The organism is Streptomyces sp. NPDC001914 (assembly GCF_042891215.1).
Classification (GTDB): Bacteria; Actinomycetota; Actinomycetes; order Streptomycetales; family Streptomycetaceae; genus Streptomyces.
The window spans coordinates 146,576-158,361 of the sequence record NZ_JBIASW010000014.1 but is presented as its reverse complement, the minus strand read 5'-3'; the positions used below and the strand labels follow the sequence as shown (position 1 = coordinate 158,361).

The 11,786-nt window shown below is 71.6% G+C and carries 4 protein-coding genes; 2 read left to right on the top strand and 2 right to left on the bottom strand.

Annotation, left to right across the window (positions count from 1 at the left end):
- Positions 1 to 15: 15 nt before the first annotated feature.
- Positions 16 to 6,945 carry a glycoside hydrolase domain-containing protein gene (locus ACFYYF_RS31925; RefSeq protein ID WP_388781004.1) on the top strand — a complete coding sequence of 2,310 codons (6,930 nt, stop codon included), beginning with the start codon at positions 16 to 18 and terminating at the stop codon, positions 6,943 to 6,945.
- A 26-nt stretch (positions 6,946 to 6,971) separates the two neighbouring features.
- On the opposite strand, the gene ACFYYF_RS31920 is transcribed toward ACFYYF_RS31925, so the two are convergent.
- Entirely contained in the window at positions 6,972 to 7,628 is a 657-nt protein-coding gene (locus tag ACFYYF_RS31920; RefSeq protein WP_388780953.1) for an LUD domain-containing protein, read from the bottom strand.
- 164 nt (positions 7,629 to 7,792) lie between these two features.
- Here ACFYYF_RS31920 and sigJ point away from each other — a divergent pair, with 164 nt between their 5' ends.
- A complete protein-coding gene (gene sigJ / locus ACFYYF_RS31915; protein ID WP_388780952.1) occupies positions 7,793 to 8,731 on the top strand; it encodes an RNA polymerase sigma factor SigJ in 939 nt (312 codons plus the stop codon).
- Positions 8,732 to 8,905: 174 nt separating this feature from the next.
- Here sigJ and ACFYYF_RS31910 read toward each other — a convergent pair whose 3' ends face one another.
- On the bottom strand, positions 8,906 to 11,599 hold the full coding sequence (locus tag ACFYYF_RS31910) for a glycoside hydrolase family 5 protein (protein WP_388780951.1): 2,694 nt from the start codon (positions 11,597 to 11,599) through the stop codon (positions 8,906 to 8,908).
- Between the last annotated feature and the right edge of the window lie 187 nt (positions 11,600 to 11,786).

Here is an 11,786-nt window from a genome sequence, read left to right as displayed (position 1 = left end):
CCCCCCGTGCCCCGCGTGATCCCTCCGGCGACCGCCCGGCGCGGCCGCCGTCCGCTGCGCGCGACAGTCGTCGTACTGCTCACCTGGGCGCTCGCCCTCGCCGCGCCGGGCGTCGGTACGGCCGCCGCGACACCCCTCCCCGTCACGTCCGCGGAGGCCGGTGGGACATCCGACGGCACGGACTACACGAAGCTCGTCGACCCCTTCGTGTCGACCGCCGGCGACGACGGCAACGACCTGCCGGGTGCCCAGGCGCCGCACGGTCTGGCCAAGGTCAACCCGATGACCACGCCGGACCGGAACCACTCGGGGTACGACTACGACGAGGACCACATAGCCGGGTTCACCACCACGAACCTCGACGGCGTCGGCGGCTCGGGGGGCGGTGGCGACCTGCTCGTGGTCCCGACGTCCGTCCGGTACGACAAGCGCCCCGCCCCCAGCACGTACGCCCATGCCTACAGCCACGACGACGAGAGCGCGACGCCCGGCTCCTACCAGGTGGGGCTCGGGGCCCTGTCCGGAACCGGGTCGTCGGTGACGCAGGGCTCCGGCACGGTCAGGGCCGAGGTGACCGCGACGACGCGCACGGCGCTGGAGCGGTACAGCTTCCCCGCCGGATCGGACCCCGAGCTCGTCCTCGACCTGGCGAACAACTTCACCAGCCGCACCCGCTCCACTCTGAAGGCCACGACGCTCCCGGACGGGACCACGTCGATCGGCGGCCTCGTCGCGGGGTCCTTCAACGGCGCCGCGTACCAGCTGTACTACCAGGCCACCACGAACGTCCCCGTGACCTCGCTTCGGAGCTGGGGCGACGACGGCAGGCTGAGCGACGCCACCACGCAGGGAGGCACCGACACGGGTGTCGTCCTCGCGTTCGACAAGGCATCTGCGGACGACATCGAACTGCGTGTCACCCTCTCGCCGATCAGCGCCGAACAGGCCGCGACCGACCAGCGGAACGAGGTGGGTCACCTCACCTTCGACCAGGCACGCGCGCAGACGAGGGCTGACTGGAACCGCACGCTCGGCGCCGTTGACGTACGGGCCTCCGCCACGTCCGATCCCGGGTCCACCCTGACCAAGGAGTTCTACACGCACCTCTACCGCATGTACGCGCTGCCGGTGAACGCCACGAGCACCAGCGGCACGTACCGCGGCGTGGACGGAGCGGTCCACACGGCGAACGGCTTCACGTACTACGACGGTTGGTCCACGTGGGACGACTTCCGCAAGTACTCGGTCGAGGCGTACATCGACCCGGCGACCTACCGGGACATGGTGCAGTCGCTCATCGAGCTCTTCGCCGACGCGCACACCGCCGGCAAGAACCCGGGCGGTCTCACCCACTCGGTCCCGACCGTGCGGTGGGAGCGCTCGGCCGTGCTGGTCGCCGACGCGCTGTCCAAGGGCTACGAGGACTTCGACCGGCTCGACGAGGCCTACCCCGCGCTGCTGTCGTACTCCGGGTACTACACGGGGGCGCAACTGCGGCAGGGTTACGTCACCGGGGATCCCGGTACGACCGTCCAGCGCGGCTACGACCAGTGGGCGCTCTCCGTCATCGCCGACGCGCTCGGCAAGGCGGCGGACGCGAAGAAGCTGCGGACTCAGTCGACCATGGCGATCGACAACCTCGTGAAGTCCGGCGCCTGGACCGCGGCCGACGGCACCGGGGTCGGTCTGCTCAGCCCGCGCGCCGCGAACGGCGACTGGCAGAGCGCGGACCACGAGAAGTTCGAGGCCGCGGGCCTCTACCAGGGCACGCTCTGGCAGTACCACTGGTACGACGCCTACGACATGGGCGGTCTCGTCGAGGCCATGGGCGGCGCGAAGGCGGGCCGGGCCGCCGTGGAGCACATGTTCGGCGAGGACGCCGGCGCCGACGACGGTTCGGCGATGCTGCACTCCAACGCGAACGAGATCGACCTGCAGGCCCCGTACCTCTTCAACTATGTCGGTGAGCCGAGCCTGACGCAGAAGTGGGTGCGCGCCATCTACACCGGCACCACCTGGAATCGCTATATCGCGACCGGCTCCTCGAACGAAGTCCCCAGCTCCGGAGGCGAGTTCCGCCCGCCGGTCAGGACCCAGGTCTACAAGCTCTCCCCCAAGGGCTTCCTGCCGACCATGGACAACGACGCCGGCACCATGTCGACGATGTTCGTCGCTGCCGCCCTGGGCCTGTTCCCGGTGACCGCCGGTTCCAGCCAGTTCCAGATCGGCAGTCCGTTCTTCGACTCCACGACGATCCGCTACGCGAACGGCGCCCGGTTCACGGTCAAGGCCGAGGGAGTGTCGCCCGAGAACTACTACGTGCAGAGCGCGACCCTCAACGGCGCACGGTTCGGCAACACTTGGCTCGACTACTCGCAGGTCGTCTCCGGCGGGACCCTGAAGTTCACCATGGGCCCCAAGCCCTCCTCGTGGGGAGGGAAGACGAAGCCCGGCTACTCGCTGAACACCGACGCGGGCGACACGGGCGGCGGCACCGGAACGGGCCGGGGCGACACCGTCGTCTCAGCCGACCCCCGCACTGTCGCCACGCGCGAGGACGGCACCGTCGACGGCGGCGTGAAGCTCACCCTGTCCGGCCCGGCGGAGTTCGCCGCCCGCAAGGGCACCAGCCTGACGAGAACGGGGGCGGCGACCGTGACGGGCCTGCCGGGCGGTGTCACGGCGGACCTCCGCGTCACCGGCTCGCGTACGGCGACGCTGTCACTCGGTGGCGGCACGGAGACCGACGCCCGCTTCGGCATCACGTTCCAGGACGCGGCCTTCGCCCACGGCGTGCGGGCCTCCACGGTGCGCGGCACCGGCATTTCGCCGACCGACCCGCTCCTCCTCTCCGCTGCCGCGGTGCATCGCAAGACGCTCGGCGCGTTCGTCGACCAGGCCTCACTGGTACGCACCGGCAACTACTCCGACGGCTCATGGAATGTGTTCCGGTCCGCGCTCGAGCGCGCGCGGACGGTCCTCTCGGACACCGCCTCCGCGACGGGCACGATCATGGCCGCGGACGACGCGCTGCGGTCCGCCGCCGACGCGCTCACCATCGACGAGGGCGGCTACGCCGTCCTGCAGGCCGAGGACCCCGACCAGAAGGAGGGCCCCAGCCTGGTGAGCGAGGCGTACTACTCGGACGGCGACCTCGGCGGCGTCACCGAAGGGTCGTGGGAACGGTTCACCGGACTGGACTTCGGCGGGGTCGCACCGCGCAGCGTCTCGGTCCGCTACGCCAACTCCCAGGCCACCACGGCGAAACCGAGCAGCGTCGACATCCACGCCGGAGCCGCCGACGGTCCCCTCGTCGCGAGCGTCCAGCTCCCCGGAACCGGCGGATGGCAGTACTACAGCACCGTGCAGGCGGCCGTCACCGACCCGGAGGCGCTGCTGGACGCGTCGAGCGTGACGTTCGTCTTCCACGCGCCGCCCGGGCAGCCGTGGGTGTCGAACTTCGACAGGTACCAGTTCTCCCCGTACGAGGTGTCCGCGTCCTCCGGGACCACGCTCGCCACGCTGACCGCGCCCAACAGCACCACGACCGGCGGCGGTTCGCTCCCGCTCAACCTCGCGAACGGCATCTTCGAGAACACGACCGACGGCGCGTGGGCCGAGTGGAAGGACACCGGCCTCGGTGACGGCGCCGACACGGTCACCGTCCGCTACGACAAGCCCCGGTCACGGGCGGCGTCGGACGGGCACATCGAGCTGCACCTCGGTTCGAAGGACGGCCCGAAGAACGTCGAGATCCCGCTCGAGTACAGCGGATCGGGCTGGGGAACCGTCGCCACCACGACCGTGCGACTCGATCCGGGCGTCTTCAGCGGCGTCCAGGACGTGTACGCCGACTTCGTCTCCAGCACACAGACCACCTCGCAGCCCTACGTCGCCAACGTCTACTCCCTGACGTTCACTCAGGAAGCCGACGCCCCCGTGGCGTTCGATGCCACCGCGTTCCGCTCCAACAGCGGCGGGGGTCTCAAGAGCGAGCCGGTCGGCTGGACCGGCGCGGGGTCCACCACCGACCTCGGCGGCACCTACGACGGAGCCTGGCTCGACTACGGCGACATCCGCTTCGGCGGCTCCGCGAAGAGCGCCGTCACGATCACGTACGTCAACAACTCCGCACGCTGCGGCACCGGTTCGGCCGTCCAGCTCTACCTCGGCTCCTTCGACGCGGCCGCGCCGGGGACGCCGTACGCGACCATCCCCCTGCCGGTCACCGGTGCCGCCTGGTCTTCGGGAGGGACGACGAGCCTGACCCTGCCCAGAGCGATCACCGGCACGCATGCCGTCCATCTGCGCCTGGTGACCACGCCGGACTCCTCGCACCCGTACGTCGCGAACCTGGGGCGGATCACCTTCACGCATGTCGAGACGCCCGCCGTCACGGAGAAGTCCGCCCTGCGGAAGGCGATCGACCAGTACGCGGGACTCTCCGCGTCCGCGGAGCGCTACGACACCATCGACTTCGGTGTGTACCGGCGTGAACTCGCCGCCGCGCGCACGCTCGTCGAAGCCGACGCCGTGACTCAACTGGAGGTCGACACCCAGACCCGCGGTCTCACCCTCGCCGCCCGGCAGTTGGTCCCGCTCCCGCGGCTGAGGCTGGAGAACCTGGTCGCGATCACGTCGGTCCTCGACGACGACCGCTACACGGAAGCGTCCTGGACGGCCTTCACCGACGCGCTCGCCGAGGCGAAGGCCGCGATCGCGGACGACTCGGCCACCGACGAGACCCTGACGGCACGGTATGCCGCGCTCGACCACGCCCGGGCCGCGCTCACCACCAGGCCCAAGGCGGTGCCCGCCGCGCCCGGCGCCGTGTCGGCGGCCTCCTCCGGCACGAGCGTGACCGTCGCCTGGTCCGCGCCCGGGGACACCGGCGGTTCGCCGGTCACCGGCTACGAGGTCACCCTCGACGACGGCCACCAGGTCGAGATCCACGATCCTGACAGCCGGCGCACGACGTTCACATGGCTGGGCGACGGCAGGTCGTACACGGCCCGCGTCCGGGCGGTGAACGCCGTCGGCCGCTCGCTGCCGAGCCCCGCCACCGCGCTCGTCGTGACCGGCGGCGGCAAGCCGCAGAAGCCGGCCGTGACCAGCGTGATGACGGACGGCAAGCGGGTCCGCGTGACCTGGCGGCCGGCCGGCGACGGCGGATTCCCGGTCATCGGCTACACCGTGGCCCTCGGCGACGGAACCACCGCGCACCTTCCCGCCACGACGGACACCGCCCTCATCACGACCACCGGCAAGGCGAAGGCGCATACGGCGACCGTCACCGCGGTCACCCTGGCCGGCACCTCGGCCGACCCCGACACGGTCACGCCCACCGCGGAGACGGCCACGGCCGCGGCGGACGTCTCCGACCCGACGTACGAACCGTCCCCCTTCCCGGACGGCACCCTGAACGCGTCCTACCCGTCCGACAGTTGGCCGACGACCGGCGACGGGAACGACTACTTCGAAAGCCTTCTCAAGGGTGTCGACGACCTGAACACCGGCATTCTCGGCACCAACACCAAGGTGGCGAAGGGCACTTCACCCACCGCTGAGAACGACCGGACCGCCGTGGCCATCAACAACGCCGCCACGCAGAAGGACGTGGACCGCGCCGAGGTCGACGCGACGAACAGCGCCACGGTCACGATGGCCGACGGCCTCGGCGCCAGACTCGGACAGATCTACAGCGAGGCCCTGAGCGGCGGCCGGCTGCCCAAGACGAGCGCCCTGTTCTCGCGCGTCACCAAGGGCCTCGACGGGGTCGACGCGGCGAAGAACCACTACGGCTACCAACGCCCGTACGTGCGACTCGGGTTCGTCGGTGGCGGCGGCGCCGTCTACGAGTCGCAGGACGGCTCCTACGGCAGTCTCGCCACCAGCGGCTCCTACCCGAGCGGCCACACCTACGGCGGCTACGAGGCCGGGACCGTCCTCGCCACGCTCCTGCCGGAACTGGCGCCGTCGATCCTCGCGCGCACCTCGGAGTACGGGGACAACCGTGTCGTCCTCGGGTTCCACTACCCGCTGGACGTCATGGGCGGCCGCATCACGGGACAGGCCACCGTGGCACACCGGTGGGCGGACCCCGAATTCCGGAAGCTGCTGACGCAGGCCCACACCGAGATCGAGAACGTGCTGCTCGCCCGGTGCGAGCAGCAGGGATACGGCGACACCCTCACGGCCTGCGCGGGCGGCTCCTACGCCGGCCTGAGCACGAGACAGCAGGTCGACCTGTACACGCGGCGCCTGACCTACGGGTTCTCCCAGGTGGCGAAGCCCGGGCAGACGCTCAGGGCACCGGCCGACGCGGCGGCTCTGCTGATCACGGCCTTCCCGGACCTCACCACCGAGCAGCGCACCCAGGTCCTGGAGCAGACCGCGACGGACTCCGGATATCCGCTGGACCTCACCGCGGAGGGCGGAGCGAGCTGGCAGCGGATCAACCTGGCGGCCGCGATGGCGGCACACGTGGTCGTGGGCGCCGACGGGTCGGTCACGGTCACCGACTTCGCGGATGCCACGAAGGCGAGTGTCGCCGACGCCGACGCGATCAGGGTCGGGGGCGTCCCGATCGACGGCTTCGATCCGGAGGTGTCCACGTACGTCGTCGACTGGCCGAACGGCAAGAGGATCCCGGCCGTCTCCGCCGTACCGGCCGCGTCCGGCGCGCGGGTGCGGGTCACCGACGGAAGCCCGGTCCTGTCGTCGACCGGATCCCGATTCGTCGGCCGCACCGTCGAGGTGACCTCGGCCAACGGCTCGGTCACCCGGACCTACTCCGTGGGGTTCCGGCTCACCGGCCGGGACCACCGTCCGGTCACGGCCGGCGGCTCCGGCGGAACGGGCTCCACCGGCGGCTCGCACTTCTGGTCGCCGGAGGCGCGGTGGGCCGAGCGGCTGGGCATCTCCGCCGCACACGGCACGACGTGATGGCCGGTCAGCCGGCTCCCGGCGGCTCAGAACCCGATGGCCTCGCGGAGCAGCAGGACGGTGGCCCGCCCGGGCTGGGGTTCCGCGTTGAGGACGAGAAGGCGATTGAGGGCACTCGGCACGCCGTAGACCTTCATGGCGCGCTCGTCCTCCAGCGGGACGCAGTGCTCGTCTACGCGGCGCAGCGCGGTGTCCAGGTCGGGCACCACCTTCTGCGCTCCGACCACCAGGATCAGACGGGGCGCGGCACCGGCGTAGCCGGGCAGTTGGCTTCCGCTGGCCGAGGCGGCCACCAGCGAGCCGGTCTCGGTGACCGCCGCGACACTGCCCACCACGACGTCGGGGCAGGCGAGCATCCGCCAGATCTCGGCCATCTGGGTCGCCCGGTCCATGGCCAGTCCGCGTCGCTTGACGGAGTCGTACCGCCCGCTGTCGTTGATGTCGTCCTCGATGCCGGACAGGCGCAGGGTCTCGCTGGCCACGGTGAACACGGTGGCGCCGTCGGGAATCAGGTCCTTGACGCGGGCCCGCGCCGCGCTCGCGTCGTCGAGGATCTCGACGTCGAAGTTCCTCTCCTTCAAGGCCGAGGCGACCCGCTCCAGCCGCTCGTCGGTCGCCGGGTCGGTGAAGGAAGGCGCCGCGGTCGCCTGGTTCGCACGTGTCTGCGGGGTCGGGGCAGTCATGGTGTCTCCGGTCTTCCGGTCCACTGGATGGTGTGTCGTGTGTCGGTCTCACCCCTTCGACAAGACAGCGCACCGGAATGTGAGGCCGGGGGGCGCCTCACATTCCATGGGGCTGTGTTGTCGAAGAGGTGACAGCGGACGCGACCGAGGGAGTTGTCGACACCATGAGCACCCGATCCGAGCCGGAGCGGGACCGACCCGACCCGGGCCTGGACGCGATCGTGAGCGAGCGCCGTCACCTGATCAATCTCGCCTACCGGCTGCTGGGCTCGCTGACCGAGGCCGAGGACGCCGTCCAGGAGACGTACACCCGCTGGTACGCCATGTCCCGGCAGGAGCAGGACGCCATCGAGTCCCCCGGCGCCTGGCTGACGACCGTCGCCGGACGCGTCTGCCTCAACGTGCTCGGCTCGGCACGCGCCCGGCGCGAGACGTACGTGGGTGAGTGGATTCCCGAGCCGCTGCCCGGGCGTACGGAGTGGATCAGCGGGCGGCCGGCGGGCGCGAGCGTCGATCCGGCCGACCGGGTCACCCTGGACGAGTCGGTCAGTCTGGCGTTCCTGGTCGTGCTCGAATCGATGACCCCGGCCGAGCGCGTCGCGTTCGTCCTGCACGATGTCTTCTGCCACTCGTTCGCCGAGGTGGCCGAGATCGTCGGCCGTACGCCTGCGGCCTGCCGCCAGCTCGCCTCCTCGGCCCGCCGGCGTGTCCGGGCCGCACGGCCTTCCGCGGCCCCCGCTCCTCGACGCGCCGATGTCGTCGGCGCCTTCAAGGACGCGTGGGAGGCCAAGGACATCGACGCCCTCGTCGGCCTGCTCGATCCGGACGCCGTCGCGACCGCCGACGGCGGCGGCCTCGCCCAGAGCTTCCTGCACCCCATCGAGGGCGGCGAGCGGATCGCGAACGCCTGGGCGGGACTGGCCCATCGGCGGCCGGACGACATGACGCTCCTCGAACGCACCGTCAACGGTCAGCCGGGCCTGGTGGCCCAGCAGGACGGCGTCGTCGTGACGGTGCTCGCGTTCGAGGTCGTGGGCGAGCGGATCAAGCACATCTGGGTCGTACGCAACCCCGAGAAACTCCGTCGCTGGGCCACGGTCTGACACGCGGCCGCGCCGCATCCCGTCCCGCGTCCCGTCCCGAGCCCGTCCGACGTATGCCCATGGCCTCCGATGCCGTCGGCCGGTCCGCCCCCGAGGCGGGCCGGCCGACGGCTGCCGTACGGCCGGGCGGCAACCGGTGGTTGTCCCTGGCCGGTCGGCAACCGGCGGCCGCTCCTATGCCACGTGGAGGGTGTAGCGACCGGAGGTGTGCGCGGTGAGGCGCCAGCCGCCGGGCTTCTCGGTCAGCCGGATCCCCTTGAGGCCACCGCCCTTGACCTCGGGGCGACCCGTGCCGGGCACCCACACGTCCAGCGTGCCCGTCCCGGAGCCGGCCAGCCGCAGGTCCCGCTCGGTGAGGGAGGACCGCAGGGAGCTCAGCCGGCCGGGGGCACTGCGCGGGTACGCCTGGGACAGTGCCGTGGTCTCGAAGGCCGGGCTCGCCAGTGGCTTGCCGCCAGGGCAGGTGTACAGGACGACACCGCCGCCCGAGGTCGTGGCCTCGGGGTCGTTCTGCGGATCGCCGCAGGCCTTCTTCCACACCCAGATGGCCGAGCCCAGCACATCGGAGTTCTGCCGTTCCAGGAAACGGTCGAACCGGGAACGGAAGTCGTCGGGTTCACCGAACCATCCCCACTCCCCCGACCACAGCGGTGCCCCGTACGCCCGCGCGGTGCGCTCGGCGGTGGCGTAGCCCTGCTCGATCGAGGTCAGGGTGACGCCGAGGCCCTGGTCCATGGTGATCGACTCGCTGTACAGGTGGGGCGAGAAGACGAGCAGCGGGTCGTCGGCGAACCCGGCCGGCGGGGTGGTGTCGAAGCCGAGTCCCGACCACAGGATCGAGGGCTCGAAGAACACCAGGTGGTGGAAGCCGCCGGCCACCTTCGACTCCGCGGTCCGGATCGAGGTGATCGCCTGCTGGTAGAGGCGTCCGAGCAGGATCGAGGAGGTGACGCCCGGCGCGTTGCCCGGGCCGGGCTCGTTGAGGAGGTCGTAGCCGGCGACCGCGGGATCGTCCGCGAAGATCTTGGCGAGGCGGCCCCACGTGCGGGCGAACGCGGTTCCGATGCCGTCGGTGTCGTTGTAGAGGTTGGTGAACGCCTGCTGCACGTTGGGCGAGAGGTCGCGGCCGAGGAAACCGCAGGCCTTGGCGCCGTCGGTGCGGGTCGCCCACTTCGGGGCGCCGTCGTTGCCGAACTCCGGTGAGGCGTTGGCGCGGCACCGCGTTCCGGGCGCCGCGCTGACGTACTTCGAGAAGGTGTCCTGGTGCATGTCGAGGACGGTGTGGATGCCGTGGGCGGCAGCCTGATCGACCGCGGTGCGGACGCGTGCCAGGTACGCCTCGTCGAAGACGCCCCGCTTCGGCTCCAGGGCCGACCAGGACAGGGCGAGGCGCTGGACGCCGAACCCGTACCGTTCCATCAGGGCGTAGTCGGAGTCCTTCAGCGGCCACACCGTGGGCTTGGCCGGGTCGGGCTGCCCGTAGTCGATGAGCTGATTGACGTTCACACCGCGGAGCAGCACCTGCCGCCCCTCGCTGTCGCCGATCACCGGGGACTGTCCGTCCTCGCGCAGCACGGTCAGCGGCAGCAGCCCGCTCCGGTCACGGCCGGCGGTCTGCGTCTGCGAGCCGACGGCGGCCACCGCCGGATCCGGTGTCAGGGTGCCGGCGGTGAGCGCGAACACGGCCGCCACCGCGACGGGCGGCGCCCATCGGACGACCCAGGCGAGGCTGCGCTCGGCCGAGGGCTCCGTCCGTCGCCGCCACGCCAGTTCCGCGACCCAGGGGACGCACACGACGCCCGCGCACACGCCGGCGGCCACACCCTCCGCGATCCGTACGAGGACGGACGCGACCGGGAACAGGGCCCCGCCGAAACCGTTCAGCAGCCCGTCGAGAATCCACAGCGGCGCGAATCCGAGAACGCCGGCCGCGGTGAGGGTCGTGGCGAGGGACCACAGTGTCGCCCCGGTGCGGGCCCGGGTCAGGCCGGGCGACACCACACGGCGCCAGAGACCGATGCCGGCGAGCACCGAGGCGGTCCCGGTGACCAGCGCCGTCGTCAGAAGGCCGCCGGGTATCGGTCCGGCGGCCCAGGCGAACACGCCGGTCCCCGACTGGAGCGCCACGGCGGCGCCGGCCGGCAGCCAGGCGAACCCGGCGACCGGGTCGAGACCGGCACGCGATGCCCGTGCGGCAGGCTCGGTGCGCTCGTCGGTCTTCCCGCCCCCGGCGGTCTTCGCGACCCCGGCGCCCCCACCGGTCGCGCCGGTCTCGCCGGACTTGCCGTCCTCGGCGACCTCACTGGCCGGGCCGCTCTCACCCGCCTTGCGACGCCCGGCGCCCTCGCCGGCCGCCTCCCGACGGAGGCGCCACACGCCGATCCGGTACGCCGACGCCGCCAAGCCCGCGACCAGTGGCCCGAACGCGGCGTACTTGGCGCCGGTCAGACCGCACTCGGCGAGCAGTGCCCCGGCCGTCGGGAAGATGTGCAGCCCGTCCGGTCCGGCGATCGCCAGCAGCAGCACGCTGTAAGCCAGTTTGGCCAGGAATGCGACCAGGACCAGACTCGACCAGACCCCGCCGAAGACCCACCGTGCCCTCGCCCCGGGGGCCGCGGCGCGCACCAGCCGGTGGACGGCGAGCGCGCTGCCGCCGATCAGCAGGGGCAGGAACACCACGGTGGCCCATGCGGGGCTCGTGGCGTTGCCGGGGACGAATCCCGCGTCCAGCCAGTTCTCCGGAGCGAACAGACCGGTCCCGTCGGCATAGCCGAGGGCAGCGCAGAGAACCGCCAGGACGAGGGCGGTGGTGAGGGACGCGAGGCCGGCGAGCAGACGGCCGCCGCGCTGATCGTCGGCAAGGGGCATGGATGGAGAAGATAGGGCAGCTCCATGGCCCCACGGAAGGCCTGTGAGCAGGAATTTCTCCGGATTCGGGGGACCTGGACGCGTCCCGTCGGCGTGCTGGGCCAGGGCCGCTCCACCGACACGTTCCGCGCGGACGCGTACGGGGCTCCGAACTCCCCCTCCGGGCTTGGGATTCGCCGGTCGCGGC

Excerpts from the sequence above, each read along its gene's own strand:
- ACFYYF_RS31920 (WP_388780953.1), bottom strand. The coding sequence starts at position 7,628 with ATGACTGCCCCGACCCCGCAGACACGTGCGAACCAGGCGACCGCGGCG.
- sigJ (WP_388780952.1), top strand. The coding sequence starts at position 7,793 with ATGAGCACCCGATCCGAGCCGGAGCGGGACCGACCCGACCCGGGCCTG.
- ACFYYF_RS31910 (WP_388780951.1), bottom strand. The coding sequence starts at position 11,599 with ATGCCCCTTGCCGACGATCAGCGCGGCGGCCGTCTGCTCGCCGGCCTC.